Raw genomic sequence first — 16450 nt, 5'->3', positions numbered from 1 at the left:
ACGCTGCCTGGTTCGGCTATAGCAGGAGCTGTGCCAAGTAGATGAAGGCCCGGTTTAGAAGGGTTTCAGAATGGTTTTGAGCGGAAAGTTGCTGATGGTTTGAAGGTGGTGAGCGGAAATCCGCTTATGGCTACTGGCCTCATCGCAGGCTTGCCTGCGATGGCGTCTGCCAAAGCAACACAAAAACTGGCCTACAAAAACGTATCCCGCACCAACCCATGCCGCTGCATCTTTTCATTCAACGTGCGACGCGGCAGTTGCAACTCGGCCAACACCGCCTTGATATCGCCCTTATGCCGAACCAGCGCGGCTTTCAGGCAATGCGCTTCAAAGGCCTCCTGCTGCGCCGCCAACGATTGCCCCGCTTCGATACCTTCCGGCTCCGGTTCACCCAGGCCCAGCACTTGGCGTTCGGCAACGTTAGCCAGCTCACGCACGTTGCCTGGCCAATCATGGCTGAGCAGCCGCCCCAGTTGCGCGCCGCTCAAGGGTTCGGCCCTACGGCCCAGCCGCTCGGCGGCGCTGTGGGCAAAGTGGTCGAACAACAGCGGAATATCTTCGCGGCGCTCGCGCAACGGCGGCAGGCGCAGTTGCGCGACGTTCAGGCGATAAGCCAAATCTTCGCGAAACCGTCCGGCGCGGGCCTCTTCCAGCAGGTCCGGCTTGGTGGCGGCGATGATGCGCAGATCCACGTGAATGCTTTGGTTGGAACCCAGCCGCTCCAGCTTCTGCTCCTGCAACACACGCAGCAGTTTCACTTGTTGCGCCAAGGGCATACTTTCGATTTCATCCAGGAACAGCGTGCCGCCGTGAGCGTATTCCAGCTTGCCGATGCGTTTGCCCTGGGCGCCGGTGAACGCGCCGCTTTCGTGGCCGAACAGTTCGGCTTCAAACAGCTGCTCGGGGATGGCGGCGCAGTTGAGCGCAACAAACGGTTTTTTCGCGCGCGGGCCAAAATCATGCAGGCAGCGCGCGACCAGCTCTTTACCACTGCCGGTCTCGCCACGGATCAACACATTGACCGGCAAGCTGGCCAAGTCGAGCACCTGGCGGCGCAAATTCTGCAAACCGCGGGACACGCCCAGCAGGCTGGATTCCAGCTGCGCCCGATGATCGGCTTGTTGGTGCAGGCGACGGTTCTCCAAAATCAGCCCACGTTTGTCCAAGGCGCGACGCAGGCCGTTGAGCAAGGCGTCAGGGCTGAAGGGTTTTTCCAAAAAGTCGTAGGCCCCGTCTCGCATGGCGTCTACCGCCATCGGCACGTCGCCGTGGCCGGTGAGCAGGATCACTGGCAAGTCGGCATCGCGGCGCTGCACTTCGGCCAGCAGTTCCAGGCCGCTGAGGCCGGGCATGCGCACGTCGCTCAAGATCACCCCGGGAAAGTCCTTGGGCAGGTTCGCCAGGCATTCCTCGGCGCGACTGAACAACTGCACGTCAAACCCTGACAGGCTCAACCATTGTTCGACGGCTGTACGGATGCTGGCTTCGTCATCGACCACAATCACTGCGTTCAACATAGGTCGGGCGTCTCCAGCGCAATCGGCAAGGTCAGGGTAAATACCGCGCCATCGCCACGGTTACCGGCGAGCAGGCGCCCGCCCAGTTCGTGCACGATAGCGTAGGACACCGCCAGCCCAAGGCCGAGGCCGTCGCCCACGGGCTTGGTGGTAAAAAACGGGTCGAACACGCTGTTCAAGTGTTCCTCGGCAATCCCGCCGCCGCTGTCGCTGACGGTCAACTGCCACAGCTGTTGATCGGCGTGCAGGCGGATTTCCAGGCGTTTGCGCGGCTTGTCAGCCATCGCGTCGAGGGCGTTGCGCAGCAGGTTGATCAGCACCTGTTCCAGGCGGATGGCATCGCCACGCACCCAGGCCGGACGGGTCAGGTCCAGCACCACGCCGATGGCTTCGTCGCGCAGGCGCGCGTCGAGCAAGTGCAGGGATTGATCGACCACGGTGGCCAGGTCCAGCTTTTCGCGCAGGCCGCTGGGGCTTTTGCGCGCGAAGGTCTTGAGGTGGCCGGTGAGTGCGGCCATGCGCGTGAGCATGTCGTCCAACGGTGTGAGGGCCTTGTAGGCGTCGTCTACGCGGCCGTGGTCCAGCAGCAGGCGCAGGGTCGCCAACTGCATGCGTTGGGCGGTCAGCGGCTGGTTGATTTCATGGGCGAGGGCGGCGGACATCTGCCCCAGTGCCGCTAATTTAGCCGATTGCACCAAGCCATCCTGGGCTGTACGCAGCGCCTGGGTGCGCTCCTCGACAAGCTGTTCAAGTTCTTCGCGGCTGCGTTGACGCAAACGGGCCAGGCGCCAGCGTTGGGTCAGGAACAGCACCAGGAATACCAGCGCCAGCCAGGAACCGGCGGCGGCAAGGCCGGCGTTGCGTTGGTCTTCAAAGGCGAACTGCGGTTTGCGCAGCAGGTGCAAGGTCCAGCCTTCGGCCTTGAGCGGCAGCGATTCCCAGATGTAATTGGCGCTGCCGTCGGGACCGTTGACGCGCATCAGGTGGCTGTTTTCGTCAAAGCGCTGCAACGTTTGTATGCCCAGCGGCTGCAATTGTTTTTTGTCGTATTGGCGGGTGGCCTCGAGGTCGGCGAGGTCACTGGCCGACAGCGGGCGCAGGTTGCGGTAACGCCAGCCCGGCTGGTTGGCGATAAACACGATGCCGCGCGCATCGCTGACCAGCAGCAGGTCGTTGCCCTGGGCCCACTCGCGCTCAAGTTCGGGGAATTCGAGCTTCACGACCATGGCGCCGAGGAACTGTTCATGTTCATCGACCACTGCGCTGGAGAGGAAGTAACCGGGGATCCCGGTGGTCACGCCCACCGCATAAAAACGCCCGGTGCCCTGGCTCAGGGTCTGGCTGAAATAAGGGCGAAACGCGTAGTTGTGCCCGACATAACTGCTCGGGAGGTTCCAGTTACTGGCGGCCACGGCCAGACCGGTGCGGTTCATCAGCTCCAGAGTGGAGGACTGCGCGGCGCCGTTGATGCGCTCCAGTTTGCGGTTGAGCAGGTCCTGAGTGGTGGCGTCGAGCGGGCCTTTCAAGGCGCTGATCATTTCCGAGTCCAGCGCCAATACGGCGGGCAGGGCACGGTAGCGTTCGATCAGGGTGTGTAGGGAATTGGCATACAGCGCCAGTTGCTGATTGGCGCGCGCGGCGTCGTCCACCAAGGCTTGGCGTTCGGCATGGCGCGTGGCCAGGGCAGCGGCCAGCACCGCGCCCGCGATGATCAACAACGAGTAAAAGGTCAGACGCAGAGGGCGAGGGATCACGATCATACGGTGATGAACAGGCACGGTGAGGGGTGAGCACCATAGCATGCACTGCTTGGATCTTGTGGCCTGGCAACCGGGCTTTTTGTGGCAATCGGCAGGCCATAAAAAAGGCGACTGGGCCAGAAGCCGCAGTCGCCTTTATCCTTGCAGTGAGGTGCTTACTGCACTTCTACCGCCAGGCTTTCACTGATCTTTTTCTGCCAGATGGCAGGACCGGTGATGTGGACGGATTCGCCCTTGCTGTCCACCGCAACGGTGACCGGCATGTCTTTCACGTCGAACTCGTAGATTGCTTCCATACCCAGTTCGGCGAACGCGACAACGCGCGACTTCTTGATGGCTTGCGCCACCAGGTAAGCGGCGCCGCCCACGGCCATCAGGTACACGGCTTTGTGGTCTTTGATCGCTTCGATCGCAGTCGGGCCGCGCTCGGATTTACCGATCATGCCCAACAGGCCGGTTTGCTCGAGGATCTGACGGGTGAACTTGTCCATCCGCGTGGCGGTGGTCGGGCCAGCCGGGCCAACCACTTCTTCGCGCACCGGATCAACCGGGCCGACGTAGTAGATGAAGCGCCCTTTGAGGTCCACCGGCAAGGTTTCACCCTTGTTCAGCATCTCGACCATGCGCTTGTGCGCAGCATCGCGGCCGGTGAGCATCTTGCCGTTAAGCAATACGGTTTCGCCCGGCTTCCAGCTCTGCACGTCTTCCGGGGTCAGGGTGTCGAGGTTGACGCGACGGGCCGACGGGCCGGCTTCCCAGACGATCTCCGGGTAGGCGTCCAACGGTGGCGCTTGCAGCGACGCCGGGCCCGAACCGTCGAGCACGAAGTGTGCGTGACGGGTGGCGGCGCAGTTGGGGATCATGCACACCGGCAGCGAGGCGGCGTGGGTTGGGTAGTCCATGATCTTCACGTCGAGCACGGTGGTCAGGCCACCCAGGCCCTGGGCGCCGATGCCCAGTCTGTTGACCTTCTCGAACAGCTCCAGGCGCATCTCTTCGATGCGGTTGGAAGGGCCACGCTTTTTCAGCTCGTGGATGTCGATGGACTCCATCAACACTTCCTTGGCCATCACGGCGGCTTTCTCGGCGGTGCCGCCGATGCCGATGCCGAGCATGCCCGGTGGGCACCAGCCAGCGCCCATGGTCGGAACCGTCTTGAGCACCCAGTCGACGATCGAGTCGGACGGGTTGAGCATGGCCATTTTCGACTTGTTCTCGGAGCCGCCGCCCTTGGCCGCCACGTCCACTTCCACGGTGTTACCCGCAACGATGGAGTAGTGGATCACGGCCGGGGTGTTGTCCTTGGTGTTTTTACGCGCGCCTGCAGGGTCGGCGAGAATCGATGCACGCAGGACGTTTTCCGGCAGATTGTAAGCCTGGCGCACGCCCTGGTTGATCATGTCATCCAGGCTCATGGTGGCGCCGTCCCAGCGTACATCCATGCCCACACGCACGAACACGGTAACGATACCGGTGTCCTGACAGATCGGGCGATGGCCGGTGGCGCACATGCGCGAGTTGATCAGGATCTGCGCGATGGAGTCACGGGCTGCTGGCGATTCTTCGCGCAGGTAGGCTTCGTGCATCGCTTGGATGAAGTCAACGGGGTGGTAGTAGGAAATGAATTGCAGGGCGTCGGCAACGCTCTGAATCAGGTCGTCTTGCTTGATCACGGTCATGAGTCGCGCTCCTCTATAAGACGGGAACATTCATTAAAGGTGGCTCAGTGGGGTGCATCGGTCGGCTGAGTCCACCTTTCCAAGGCACGCCGTATGGTGCAGGCGCGACGCTAAAAAGGCGCGGCAGTATAACCCGACGCGGTGGCTGATACACCCGACTATGGTCAAACGCTGTCGGGCATGATTCCCTGTACGCAGCCTTTCTGATTGAGACCTTATATGCCTGAACTGCACGTCGGCGAACGCCACTGGTCGGTAGCCACCGGCAGCAACTTGCTCGATGCCCTGAATCGGGCGGGTGTGGCCGTGCCTTACAGTTGCCGGGCGGGCAGTTGCCATGCGTGCCTGGTGCGTTGCCGAGGTGAGGTCGAGGACAAGCAACCCGACGCCCTGAGCCCGGCGCAACGTCAGGACGGCTGGCGCCTGGCTTGCCAGTGCCAGGTACGCGGGGATGTGCAGGTCGAAACGTTCGACCCGCTGCGTGACGGTTTGCCGGCCACGGTGGTGGGCGCCGACTGGTTGAGTGTGAATGTGCTGCGCCTGCGTCTTGAACCGGAGCGTGGTGTGCGTTATCGCGCTGGGCAGCATCTGGTGCTGTGGGCGGGCCAGGTGGCGCGGCCCTATTCGCTGGCGAGTCTGCCCCAGGAAGATCCGTTTCTGGAGTTTCACCTCGATTGCCGCCAACCCGGTGAGTTCAGTGATATTGCCCGACAGTTGCACGTGGGAGACGGCCTGCGCCTGGGCGAATTGCGAGGCGGGGCGTTGCAATACGACCTCGACTGGCAAGCGCGGCCGCTATGGCTACTGGCGTCGGGTACGGGTCTTGGGCCGTTATGGGGCGTGCTGCGCGAGGCGTTGCGCCAGGATCACCAGGGTGCTATTCGGGTGATTCACCTGGCTCACGATGCCGACGCGCATTACCTGGCCGAGCCCTTGGCGCAGTTGGCTGCGCAGCATCCGAACCTGACCGTGGAGCTGTGGACGGCGGCTGAGTTGACCCAGGCATTGGCGCAACTGCGGCTTGTTTCGCGGCAAACTCTGGCCTTACTCTGCGGGCACCCTACCAGCGTCGAAGCGTTTTCCAAACGCTTGTTCCTGGCGGGATTGCCGCGTAATCAACTGCTGGCCGATGTGTTCCTGCCCCGTGGTTGAGCGCTGAACTCTACAGCCGCGAGATTCACCATGACCGACGCTATTGTGCTGCAACGCGAACGCGGGCTGCTGACCTTGCAGCTCAACCGCCCCGACAAGAAAAACGCCCTGACTCGCGCCATGTACACCCAAATGGCCGAAGCGTTGGAGCAGGCCGATGCGGATGTAGATATCCGCGCCGTGCTGATTCAGGGCAGCAGTGAGTGTTTTACCGCCGGCAATGATATCGGCGATTTTCTCGAACAACCGCCCAGCGACCTCGACAGCCCACCGTTTCACTTTATGAAAAGCCTGCTCAATTGCCGCAAACCGGTGATTGCCGCTGTGGCTGGCGCGGCGGTGGGCATTGGTACGACGCTGCTGGTGCATTGCGACCTGGTCTATGTTAGCCGCGATGCGCGCTTGCGCATGCCATTCGTCAACTTGGGGCTGTGTCCGGAGTTTGGTTCCAGCCTGATCCTGCCGCGTTTATTGGGGCATGCCAAAGCCGCTGAGTTGTTGCTGTTAGGAGAGGGCTTTACCGGTGAGCAGGCGGCAGCGTGGGGCATTGCCACTGAGGCGTTGGGCAATGGTGAGGCGGCGTTGGCCAAGGCACGGGAAGTGGCTGAGCGTTTTGAAACACTGGCGCCCGGGGCGGTGCAGGTGACCAAGCAATTGATGAAGAGTGTCGATCGGGAGCAGCTGCGGCGGGTGATTGAGGAGGAGGGCGCCTTGTTTGTCCAGCGCCTGAAATCACCGGAGGCGATTGCGGCGTTGTCGGGATTTATCACCAGGCGATAGTTTTTTGTTGATTGTTCGGACGTCTTCGCGAGCAAGCCCGCTCCCACATTCCACCGTGTTTGTTCAGGATGTACGCGGTCAAATGTAGGAGCGGGCTTGCTCGCGAAGAGGCCATTGAGGCCAACACAACCGCTAGCATTGAAATGCAAAAAGCCCCGCCATTCACATGGCGGGGCTTTTGTGTTTCAGCGTGCCACTCAGACCATTGGGTCGCCAACGTGCAGGATCTTCATGCCGTTGGTGCCACCGATGGTGTGGTAGCTGTCGCCCTTGGTCAGGATGACCCAGTCGCCTTTTTCCACCACGCCGCGCTTGATCAGCTCGTCGATGGCAGCTTGGCTGACTTCATGCGGCGGCAGCGAAGCCGGGTCGAAGGGTACGGTGTACACGCCACGGAACATGGCCGCGCGGGCCTGGGTTTCGCGGTGCGGGGAGAACGCGTAGATCGGCACCGAAGAACGGATACGCGACATGATCAACGGCGTGTAGCCACTTTCGGTCAGGGCGATGATCGCTTTGACGCCCGGGAAGTGGTTGGCGGTGTACATGGCCGCCAGCGCAATGCTCTGGTCGCAGCTTTCGAACACTTTGCCGATGCGGTGGCTGGAGGTCTTGCTGGTCGGGTGCTTTTCGGCACCGACGCAGATACGCGCCATGGCCTGAACGGCTTCCAGCGGGTAAGGACCGGCAGCACTTTCAGCCGAAAGCATCACGGCGTCGGTGTAGTCGAGCACGGCGTTGGCCACGTCGGACACTTCAGCGCGGGTCGGCATCGGGTTCTGGATCATCGACTCCATCATCTGGGTCGCCACGATGACCGCTTTGTTGTGACGGCGTGCGTGCAGGATGATCTTCTTCTGGATACCGATCAGCTCGGCGTCACCGATTTCCACGCCCAGGTCGCCACGGGCAACCATCACGGCGTCGGAAGCCTTGATCAGGCCGTCGAGGGTTTCGTCATTGGCCACGGCTTCGGCACGTTCGATCTTCGCCACCAGCCAGGCGGTGCCACCGGCTTCGTCGCGCAGTTTACGGGCGTATTCCATGTCGGCAGCGTCGCGCGGGAAGGACACGGCGAGGTAGTCCACTTCCATTTCGGCGGCGAGCTTGATGTCGGCTTTGTCTTTTTCAGTCAGGGCCGGTGCCGTCAGGCCGCCACCGCGACGGTTGATGCCTTTGTGGTCGGACAGCGGGCCACCGATGATCACGGTGCAGTTCAGCTCCGTCGGGGTGGCGGTGTCGACGCGCATGACCACGCGGCCGTCATCGAGCAGCAGCTCATCGCCGACGCCGCAGTCTTTTACCAGGTCCGGGTAATCGATACCCACGACTTGCTGATTTCCTTCGGTCAGCGAATGGCTGGTGGAGAAGGTGAACGTGTCACCGATCTTCAGCTCGATCCGCTTGTTGGCGAATTTGGCGATACGGATTTTCGGGCCTTGCAGGTCACCCAGCAGTGCCACGAAGCGGCCGTGCTTGGCGGCCAGGTCACGCACCAGCTTGGCTCGAGCCTTGTGCTCGTCGGGGGTGCCGTGGGAGAAGTTCAGACGGGCAACGTCCAAACCAGCCAGAATCAGCTGTTCGAGGACTTCCGGCGAGTTGCTGGCCGGGCCAAGGGTGGCGACGATTTTGGTACGACGGACGGACATGCACAGACTCCTGAGTTCAAGCGCTGGAGAAGGCTACTATGCTCTTTCGTTGTAGTCATTGTTCGTTTGCACTACTTATCGACGATTGGCTTGTTTTTGCTGCGGTTGAATAGACGAACATCCTTGAAGATTTTCGACGAGGGGTCGATACACTGCTCAAGACAGGAGAACCCTCATGCGAATTTTGCTCGTTGCTGCCTTGGCCGTCAGTGTTGTCGGCTGTACCCGCTGGTCAATGGACCACCATTTGAACAACGCTTACCGCGCCTATGGGGTGGGTGATTGCGAGCGCGTCACCTTGGAGTTGTCCCAGGTCGACCGCGAGAGCCGCACTCGTCGATATGTGCAACCGGAGGTGTCGATGTTGCGCGGCCAATGCCTGGAACGGCAGAAATTGTTCGTTGATGCCGTACAAACCTATCAGTTCATCATCAGCCAATACCCAACAAGCGAGTACGCATACCGCGCTCGCGCCCGGCTCGACACCCTGCATCAGTTGGGGCATTACCCCGGCGCCAGTGCTGCACAGCCACGTCCAGCGTCTTTGTAATGAAATTTGTCATGTTATAGCTGGCCGGTCGCCAGTCTTGGACTATCCTTTGGATGTTCGTTTGTACAAGTTTCTATTCGAACGAATGCGAGGCCCGGATTCGGCAGCTGTACGAGTGACTATAGCGATGTACCGTCACACCGAGATCCAGGGAGAGCGAGCCATTGGCTTGTTCCGAATCACTGGCACGGCCAAAGCATGGCCATTGGATGGCAATCTCACATGTTTACCCACCGACGGATCGAACGGCACCAATTACATTGCTTCCTGCAGGTGTTCAATCGCCTTACCGACAAACCTATTGGCTTTCTGGGCAATGTTTCCGCGGGCGGGCTGATGTTGATCAGCCAGTTGCCTTTGATGGTCGACGTGGACTTCGAGTTGCGCCTGAAAATTCCTGGGCCGGACGGCGAGCTCCAAACTATTGACCTCACAGCGACCTGTTTGTGGAGCCGTGAGGATATCAACCCTCAGCATTATGACTCCGGGTTCAATGTGATTCAGGCCGGCGAAGAGTACGGGCAACTGATCACGGCCCTGTTGAATTACTTCAGTTTCGATCCATTACAGGCATCCGCCTAAACGCTGTGCAGTGTCGGCTCGGTTCGGGGTTGTTACCCGAACTCGGTCGTACATTCGTTTTTAGAGCCCTTTTGCCAGAGCGTTTGTTTCAGAAAACGCCGGCTTTCTTCCAGCTCAAATAGCGCGTAACCAAGGCGGCTCCCAACTGCGACGGCGACGTATCCAATACGGACAACCCCTGCGCGCTCAGGCGCTCGTGGAGTTCATTTCGAGTATTGAGGTAGTTCACCGTACCGCTATAAACCAGAGCGTCGGGCAAGGTTTGTACGGGGGCTTGGCGCAGTTGGTCGAGAACCTCTTCGCGCAGGCTGGCCACCAGTACCCGGTGCTGTCGACTCATACGCTTGACGGCCGTCACCAGTGCTTCATCGTCCTCATCCCGCAGATTAGTGACCACAATCACCAGGGCCCGACGTTTTTGCCGAGCCAGCAGTTGGCTGGCGGCAGCCTGGTAGTCGGCGGTGCGCCGAGTGGTATCGAGGTCATACACAGCATTGAGCAGCAGGTTCAGCTGGCCACTTCCCTTGACCGGTGCAAGGTAACGCGGCGGGTCGCCGGCAAAGGTGCACAGACCCACGGCATCGCCCTGGCGCAGCGCAACGTAGCTGAGCAGCAGGCATGCGTTGAGCGCATGGTCAAAATGCGCTAATTCGTCATCCTGGCTGCGCATGCGTCGGCCGCAATCAAGCATGAACACAATTTGCTGGTCTCGCTCATCCTGGTATTCCCGGGCGATCGGCGTACGTTGTCGTGCGGTGGCCTTCCAGTCGATCTGGCGCAGGCTGTCGCCTTCGCGAAATTCACGTAGTTGATGAAATTCCAGCCCCAACCCCCGCCGCTGACGTTGTTGCACGCCCAGTTGACTCAGCCAGTTATCCACACCCAGCAGCTGGGCACCGTATAAACGAGCGAAGTCCGGGTAGACGCGAGTCGTATCGTCAACCTCGATAAAGCGTCGTGCCGACCACAGTCCGAAGGGGCTTGGCAGGTGAATTTCACAGCGGCTGAAACGGAAGTGCCCGCGGCGTAGAGGGCGTAGTCGATAGCCGAGATCACTGCGTTCACCAGGGCGTAGTTCGATGGTCTGAGGCAGGTTTTCCAGACTCAGGCCATCTGGGACGTGATCGAACACCTGCACGGTCAGTGGCTGTGCGTAGGTGTGGGCCAGGGTCAGGCGAACGTCACCCCAGCGTCCGAGCGCCAGGCTGCCGGGCATCTGCCGCTGCACGTGCACAGAGGGGCGGCGACGCAAGCGTGCGGCATCCAATAACATGAGTAACAGCAGCGCCAGCAGCAGGCCCCAGGCCACCGAATGCAAGGTGTCGGGCACTTTTAACTGCAACGCCGCTGCGACGCCGAGCAGGATATTCAGGCCCAGTAGCGCACCCAGCCAGCTCAACAACAGTCGGGTCGGCTTCATGGGCGCATCACTGCCGGGGCGCCGGAATCTGGTCCAGCAACTGCTTGAGCACCTGGTCTACTTCGAGGCCGTCAATGTCCAGCTCTGGTGCAATTCGCACCCGGTGACGCAACACCGCCAGCGCGCAGCCCTTGATGTCGTCCGGGGTGACGAATTCACCACCGCGCAACAAAGCCCGGGCTCGGGCTCCTCGAACCAGAGCGATGGAGGCACGAGGGCCGGCGCCGATGGCCAGCCCAGGCCAGGTGCGGGTAGCGCGTGCCAGGCGTACGGCGTAGTCGAGCACTTGTTCGTCCAAGGCCAGTTCACTGGCGATCTGCTGCAGTTGCAGCACGTCCTGGGCTTGCAGCACGGTGCGTAGCGGTTGCACATCGAGCATGTCCGCTCTGGATGAACGGGTCACTTCGCGCACCATATCCAGCTCCTGCTGTGCATCTGGGTAGTCCATGCGCACCTTGAGCATGAACCGGTCCAATTCGGCCTCGGGCAGGGGATAGGTGCCTTCCTGTTCGATCGGGTTTTGGGTGGCCAGCACCATGAACGGTTGGCCGATGGGCAGCGCCTCGCCCTCAAGCGTGACCTGGCGTTCCTGCATGGCTTCGAGCAGGGCAGCTTGGGTCTTGGCCGGGGCGCGGTTGATTTCGTCGGCCAGCAACAAGTGAGTGAACAGTGGGCCCTTGCGCAGCTTGAACTGCTCGGTGTGCAGGTCGTACACGGCGTGTCCGGTGACATCGCTGGGCATCAGGTCCGGTGTGAATTGGATACGCGCGAAATCGCCCCCGAAACAACGGGCCAAGGCGCGTACCAGCAACGTCTTGCCCAACCCCGGCACGCCTTCGAGCAGTACATGGCCGCCGGCGATCAATGCGGTGAGTACGTCGTCAATCACCTGGTCCTGGCCAATCACCGCCTTACGCAGTTCGACGCGCAGGGCTTGTGCCTGCGCACTGGCGTGTTGGAGACTGTCGGTCGTCGGTGCCATGGCTGCTGGAAAATCGCTCATAGGGCATTCCTGAGAGTTTGCAGGCACGCCACCTGACGGCTGAAATCGGCGCTGCTGAGCCGTTTTACCGTGAGTGGGCCGAGGGCCTGAATGATAATGTGAGAGGGTTGGCGCGTCAGGCGTTCAAGTACCTGCCACTGTTCAGCGGTTTCGAGGTGTTCAAAGCCTGGGTGACGCCGCCTTGCAGCACGCTGCACGTCACGCTGCAAGGCTTGCAAAAGAGCGCCTTGGCCGCTGCGGCGCAGCAAGAAATCGGCGCTGGCCTTCAAGTGTTCCTGCAATTGCCGACGTGCCTTGGGTGCAGGCGCCTGGATCGGGCCTTGGCGCATACCGGCTTGCCATAGCGCCAGTGTAATCAGCGCGACAAGCGCCACCAGGGCCTGGGGGAAATAGCGCAGCAAGAGCGTCAGTAGATTGTCGACGTCGCGGTTGAACAGCAAGGTCACGTCAGTGCCCTGGTTGAGGTACCACAGCAACCAGGCGTTATCGTGTCGGCCGATGGCTGGGGTTTTCCACAGATCGCTGTCGGTCACAATTGTCACGGTGCCATCCCCAAGGTCGCGTTGCATCAGGTGGCTGGACTTGGCGCTGTTGGCGGAAAACTGTGCCACGTGCTTGGGGTCGGTAAGGTTGAAGGCGGTATCGAAGCTGAAATAGGCCGGAGCGGTTTCATTGTCGACATAGAGTTTGGTCAGGTCCGGCGCTTTCTTTTTGCGTGGGGCGGCCGGTTCGTCAAAGACGTCACTCATCAGTTGGTGGATGTTCAGTCGATCGAGCAGCAAGTCCCCGCTTTTACTTGTTTCTTCATCCCATAACGCTTCGGCGACCACTAGCAGATGCCCCCCGGACTTCGCCCACCCCAACAGTTGATCCACTTGGCGCGGGGTCATGTTGCTGCGTTCGCCCAGAAGTAGCAGGCTATTGCCTTTGGCGGGAAGGTTGGAGAGCCGTTCAAGGCTATTGGCATGCGCGACTGCCAGGCCTTGCTCGCGTAAAAAGTACTCGGCTGCCAGATAGGGGTTCTGCCGGGCTTGGGGGGATGGACCGCGATCCACCACTTCGTCATAAGGAATCGCCTTTTGCCAGGCGTAAAAGGCCCCGGCTCCCAGCAGGCACGCCAGCAGCGCCCCGATCCACACTAATGGGCGGCTCATTGGGCGGCTCCCGAACGGAACAACGCACGCCAATCGCTGCAGAGTTTTTGCTGGGCAGAGACAGGAGGCAGAAGGTGACCGTAAGCGAGGTTCTGCCAGTGCCGGGTCAATTCATCACTGAACGCCAGTAGATGCGGTTGTTGCAGCTGGTGAACACGCTCCAGGACCTGACCTTCGGTATCGGCGCTTTTCAGCGGCAGGTGGTAGTCATGCAGCAACCGGCTGAGCAGCCCTCGGTAGAGAAGGCCAAGGGCTTCACGAGGCTGAGTGGGCCATAGTTGCTCGGCGGTACTGGCGATGTCTTCTGGCAGTGTCTCGATACCCAGTTCCAGACCGAACAATTGCGCCGGCGCCGGCTTGACGATTTTGGGGCTGCGCTGCGGGCGCCGGCCGACAAAGGCACGCAGCCAGTCACGGTAGCGCCAGACCAGCAGCGCCAAAAGGCCGATTACGAGGCTCCACAGGAGTATTTCCAATCCTTGGCCGACATGTTTGAAGGTATTGCTGTTGAGGCTGTCCAGCAGTGACTGAAGCCAGGCCGGTAATTTGCCGTCACCATGCGCTTTGTTTTTAGCCGCAGGCTTTTCATCGCCAAAACGGTAACGGGTGACGGTTTCCGGGTTTTTGAAAGGGGGCTGTTCCAGCACGGTCTTGACCGATTGGGAGGCGGCTTGAGTGCTGAGTTGAGTGCGGGCGTTCGAATCATCGGCCATGACCTGCGGGCTGGCGTGTATCAGCATCAACCCGACAACCAGCAGTAGCAGCGGCGCAACACTGCTCAGGCGCTGACGCAATCTGCGGAATACCAACTCCAGGTCCCAGGCTTCCAGTACGGTGCGACGATTGAGATAGAGGCTGAAGCCGCAGGCAATATAGATGGGCTCCCAAAACACCAGGATCAGCGCGTAGAAGGCATGGGTCAGGTGTTCCAGCCACAGCCAGTCCGAGCCCGCCGCGAGTGCGAGGCGTTGCCAGTCCCAATCCGATTCAACCTGATCCGGGATAAATAGATAAAACATCGCCATGCAACCAAACCACAGGCCGATTTCAAGGTGTACTCCGATGATGGTCAGCCAGCGTGCGGCGCCGGCGTTGCGTTGCAGCAGTACCCCCAGCCGTTGCTGGCGCGCCTGGCCACCCAGGCCTTCAAGTTGACTGACTGGCAGCACAAAACTGCGACTCAGGCTTAGTCGACGCCAAGTCAAGCTGAGCAGCAGTTGGCTTTTTAGCAGTCGCGGCCAATGGCGTACGGCCTGTTTGATGCTTGGCGTTTCACCAAACAGGGCCTTGGACAGGATGTACAGCGGCAAGCGGTCGAATGCCGGCTTGAGCCACCAGAACACGAATAGTGCAATAGACGGGTGGTCCCAGAGCAGTGCGGTGAGCAGGGCAAACACTGGCAAACTCACGAGCGCCCAACTGCTCATCAACAGCAGGCGATATTCCCGGGCCATTAAGACGCCAAGGTCCATGGCTTCCCAGGCGGTGCGGGGACGTATCACCACGCTGGCATCACTCAGGCGCATGGCGAGTCCGTCCAGCAAGGGTCAGGTAAGCGGCCACCAGCAGCCAAAGCGTAGCGCCGACAAGGTATTTGGCCCAAGGGGCGATGGTTGTGGTGGAAGACCAGTACGCTTCAATAAAGGCTGCAATCAGCAGGAACACCATGACGCCGCAGAGCATTTGCACGCTTTTGCGCGCCGCCAAACGCAAGGATTCGCTGCGCGCCAGTGATCCTGGAGCGATCAGCGCCCAGCCCAGCTGCAACCCCGCTGCGCCAGCCAGGGCGATGGCGCTGAGTTCGAACGCACCGTGACCGATGACAAATGACCAGAATGTTTGGCCATAGCCAATTTCGGTCAGGTGCCCGGAGATCGCCCCGATGATCAAACCGTTGAAAATCAGAAAGAACACGCTGCCCAGGCCAAACAGCAGGCCGGCGGCAAAGGTCTGGAAAGCGATGCCGACGTTGTGCATTACGTAGTAGCCAAACATCATCCAGTCTTCGCTGGAAGCGCGCTCGGCGGCGCGCCCCAGGCGGCTGGCATCCGGGTCGTACATGCCTTGCATCTCTGCAACCTGCTGGGGGCTGACGATGCTGTAGATCAGGTCTGGAAACAGGTAGACCAGCAGGGCTATACCCACCAGGCTGCCAAAGAACAGCAGGCTGGCGATCAGGACGAAACGCCACTGCTCGCGCACCAGTCGCGGGAAGTCGGCCAGAATGAAGGCCAATATGTTCGCGCCCAATTGGCTGCGGTGGCGATACAACTGTTGATGGCCACGCAGGGCAAGTTGCTGCAGTGGGTCGACCAGGTAGCTGCTATAGCCGCGCTCCTGGGCCAGAGCCAGGTGCTGACACAAACGTCGATAGTGATGGGGGAAGTCAGCCACGTCACCGGCCTTGGCACGACCTTGTTCCAACTGTTTCAGTTGCTCGGAAAAGGCCTGCCATTGGGCCTGGTGACGGCTTTCGAACTGGCTCTGTTTCATGTGGGCCCCAACAAACCGCGTGCCACACCATTGAGCTGTTCCACGGCCCGTGCCGGAGACACTTGCAGCGGCGTGGCAAGGATTGAGGCCAGCTCATGCACGCGCTCGCTGGACAGTTCACCCTGGCGTTCGGCAAAGCCGAGAATGGCGCGCTGTTCGCCGAGGTCCAGCGCAAACGGCAGGCGCAGGGCGCTCGCTTGAGGAATCTGGGGGCGCGCCAAGGGCTGTTCGCGGTAGATCACAAGGGTGCCGGCGGCCAAGTCGCCGAGGCGTTTGAAGTGAGGATGCTGCAGGCAACTGATGGCGCCGATGAAGTAACCGAAAGGCAGCATATCGACAAAGCGCAGCAGGTTACGGATCAATGATGCGGACCAGCCGACAGGTGTGCCGTCGTCCTGTACCACCCGCAGGCCCATGACCTGCTTTCCGGGGGAGCAGCCCTGGTTGAGTACCTCAAACAGCACCATGTACCACCAGCTCAGGAGAAACAGCAGCAGCGAGCCCAGACCAATGCCGATATTGCCCAGCAGCGCCAGAGGCACGAGCAGGATCCCCATGATCAACCCACGAACGCCCAGGTCGAAAGCAAAGGCCAGTGCCCGTGGCGGCAGGCCTGCCGGGCGCAAGGGCAGATCAATGCCCTCCGGGGTCTCGATCTGGTAGCGGGTATCCAAAGGGGCTGATGGCATTGCGATCCTTGGCAGTGCAAAG

The 16450-nt window shown here is 60.8% G+C and carries 14 protein-coding genes; 4 read left to right on the top strand and 10 right to left on the bottom strand.

Annotated features, from left to right (window positions below):
• Positions 1–191: 191 nt before the first annotated feature.
• The 3 genes from E0F99_RS04345 to E0F99_RS04335 all read right to left on the bottom strand — a co-directional run bounded on the left by E0F99_RS04345 (position 192) and on the right by E0F99_RS04335 (position 4956).
• Positions 192–1517, bottom strand: coding sequence for a sigma-54-dependent transcriptional regulator (locus tag E0F99_RS04345; protein WP_083356962.1), 1326 nt, complete (start codon positions 1515–1517; stop codon positions 192–194).
• Positions 1511–3277: an ATP-binding protein gene (locus tag E0F99_RS04340; protein ID WP_083356963.1), complete on the bottom strand. Its 1767-nt coding sequence runs from the start codon at positions 3275–3277 to the stop codon at positions 1511–1513. Before E0F99_RS04340 ends, E0F99_RS04345 begins: the two co-directional genes overlap by 7 nt.
• 155 nt (positions 3278–3432) lie before the next feature.
• Positions 3433–4956: a fumarate hydratase gene (locus tag E0F99_RS04335; protein ID WP_083356964.1), complete on the bottom strand. Its 1524-nt coding sequence runs from the start codon at positions 4954–4956 to the stop codon at positions 3433–3435.
• Between the two features lie 219 nt (positions 4957–5175).
• Here E0F99_RS04335 and E0F99_RS04330 point away from each other — a divergent pair, with 219 nt between their 5' ends.
• Positions 5176–6108: an iron-sulfur-binding ferredoxin reductase gene (locus tag E0F99_RS04330; RefSeq protein ID WP_083356965.1), complete on the top strand. Its 933-nt coding sequence runs from the start codon at positions 5176–5178 to the stop codon at positions 6106–6108.
• A 30-nt stretch (positions 6109–6138) separates the two neighbouring features.
• On the top strand, positions 6139–6888 hold the full coding sequence (locus E0F99_RS04325; protein ID WP_083356966.1) for an enoyl-CoA hydratase-related protein: 750 nt from the start codon (positions 6139–6141) through the stop codon (positions 6886–6888).
• Positions 6889–7085: 197 nt separating this feature from the next.
• Here E0F99_RS04325 and pyk read toward each other — a convergent pair whose 3' ends face one another.
• Positions 7086–8537, bottom strand: coding sequence for a pyruvate kinase (pyk, locus tag E0F99_RS04320; RefSeq protein WP_083356967.1), 1452 nt, complete (start codon positions 8535–8537; stop codon positions 7086–7088).
• A gap of 175 nt (positions 8538–8712) precedes the next feature.
• On the opposite strand from pyk, the gene E0F99_RS04315 reads away from it, so the two are divergent.
• A complete protein-coding gene (locus E0F99_RS04315) occupies positions 8713–9087 on the top strand; it encodes a tetratricopeptide repeat protein (protein WP_083356968.1) in 375 nt (124 codons plus the stop codon).
• Positions 9088–9309: 222 nt separating this feature from the next.
• Entirely contained in the window at positions 9310–9669 is a 360-nt protein-coding gene (locus E0F99_RS04310) for a PilZ domain-containing protein (protein WP_083356969.1), read from the top strand.
• A gap of 88 nt (positions 9670–9757) precedes the next feature.
• On the opposite strand, the gene E0F99_RS04305 is transcribed toward E0F99_RS04310, so the two are convergent.
• The 6 genes from E0F99_RS04305 to E0F99_RS04280 are packed head-to-tail and all read right to left on the bottom strand — an operon-like array spanning position 9758 to position 16428.
• Entirely contained in the window at positions 9758–11089 is a 1332-nt protein-coding gene (locus E0F99_RS04305) for a DUF58 domain-containing protein (RefSeq protein ID WP_083356970.1), read from the bottom strand.
• Positions 11090–11096: 7 nt separating this feature from the next.
• Complete coding sequence (locus E0F99_RS04300; RefSeq protein ID WP_083356971.1) at positions 11097–12092, bottom strand: AAA family ATPase; 996 nt, start codon at positions 12090–12092, stop codon at positions 11097–11099.
• Entirely contained in the window at positions 12089–13246 is a 1158-nt protein-coding gene (locus tag E0F99_RS04295; protein ID WP_083356972.1) for a DUF4350 domain-containing protein, read from the bottom strand. The genes E0F99_RS04300 and E0F99_RS04295 overlap by 4 nt, the downstream gene beginning before the upstream one ends.
• The gene (locus E0F99_RS04290; RefSeq protein WP_083356973.1) at positions 13243–14772 is read right to left on the bottom strand and encodes a DUF4129 domain-containing protein; all 1530 of its coding nucleotides are present in this window, start codon (positions 14770–14772) and stop codon (positions 13243–13245) included. The genes E0F99_RS04295 and E0F99_RS04290 overlap by 4 nt, the downstream gene beginning before the upstream one ends.
• Positions 14759–15739 carry a stage II sporulation protein M gene (locus tag E0F99_RS04285; RefSeq protein WP_083356974.1) on the bottom strand — a complete coding sequence of 327 codons (981 nt, stop codon included), beginning with the start codon at positions 15737–15739 and terminating at the stop codon, positions 14759–14761. Before E0F99_RS04285 ends, E0F99_RS04290 begins: the two co-directional genes overlap by 14 nt.
• Entirely contained in the window at positions 15736–16428 is a 693-nt protein-coding gene (locus E0F99_RS04280) for an RDD family protein (RefSeq protein ID WP_083356975.1), read from the bottom strand. The genes E0F99_RS04285 and E0F99_RS04280 overlap by 4 nt, the downstream gene beginning before the upstream one ends.
• Positions 16429–16450 lie beyond the last annotated feature (22 nt).

It is taken from the genome of Pseudomonas antarctica, from assembly GCF_900624995.1.
Taxonomy (GTDB): domain Bacteria; phylum Pseudomonadota; class Gammaproteobacteria; order Pseudomonadales; family Pseudomonadaceae; genus Aquipseudomonas; species Aquipseudomonas antarctica.
This window is presented reverse-complemented; position numbering and strand designations above follow the sequence as displayed.

What these genes read in the sequence shown, in the direction of transcription:
- E0F99_RS04345 (WP_083356962.1), bottom strand. Translation starts at nt 1,517, where the DNA reads ATGTTGAACGCAGTGATTGTGGTCGATGACGAAGCCAGCATCCGTACA.
- E0F99_RS04340 (WP_083356963.1), bottom strand. Translation starts at nt 3,277, where the DNA reads ATGATCGTGATCCCTCGCCCTCTGCGTCTGACCTTTTACTCGTTGTTG.
- E0F99_RS04335 (WP_083356964.1), bottom strand. Translation starts at nt 4,956, where the DNA reads ATGACCGTGATCAAGCAAGACGACCTGATTCAGAGCGTTGCCGACGCC.
- E0F99_RS04330 (WP_083356965.1), top strand. Translation starts at nt 5,176, where the DNA reads ATGCCTGAACTGCACGTCGGCGAACGCCACTGGTCGGTAGCCACCGGC.
- E0F99_RS04325 (WP_083356966.1), top strand. Translation starts at nt 6,139, where the DNA reads ATGACCGACGCTATTGTGCTGCAACGCGAACGCGGGCTGCTGACCTTG.
- pyk (WP_083356967.1), bottom strand. Translation starts at nt 8,537, where the DNA reads ATGTCCGTCCGTCGTACCAAAATCGTCGCCACCCTTGGCCCGGCCAGC.
- E0F99_RS04315 (WP_083356968.1), top strand. Translation starts at nt 8,713, where the DNA reads ATGCGAATTTTGCTCGTTGCTGCCTTGGCCGTCAGTGTTGTCGGCTGT.
- E0F99_RS04310 (WP_083356969.1), top strand. Translation starts at nt 9,310, where the DNA reads ATGTTTACCCACCGACGGATCGAACGGCACCAATTACATTGCTTCCTG.
- E0F99_RS04305 (WP_083356970.1), bottom strand. Translation starts at nt 11,089, where the DNA reads ATGAAGCCGACCCGACTGTTGTTGAGCTGGCTGGGTGCGCTACTGGGC.
- E0F99_RS04300 (WP_083356971.1), bottom strand. Translation starts at nt 12,092, where the DNA reads ATGAGCGATTTTCCAGCAGCCATGGCACCGACGACCGACAGTCTCCAA.
- E0F99_RS04295 (WP_083356972.1), bottom strand. Translation starts at nt 13,246, where the DNA reads ATGAGCCGCCCATTAGTGTGGATCGGGGCGCTGCTGGCGTGCCTGCTG.
- E0F99_RS04290 (WP_083356973.1), bottom strand. Translation starts at nt 14,772, where the DNA reads ATGCGCCTGAGTGATGCCAGCGTGGTGATACGTCCCCGCACCGCCTGG.
- E0F99_RS04285 (WP_083356974.1), bottom strand. Translation starts at nt 15,739, where the DNA reads ATGAAACAGAGCCAGTTCGAAAGCCGTCACCAGGCCCAATGGCAGGCC.
- E0F99_RS04280 (WP_083356975.1), bottom strand. Translation starts at nt 16,428, where the DNA reads ATGCCATCAGCCCCTTTGGATACCCGCTACCAGATCGAGACCCCGGAG.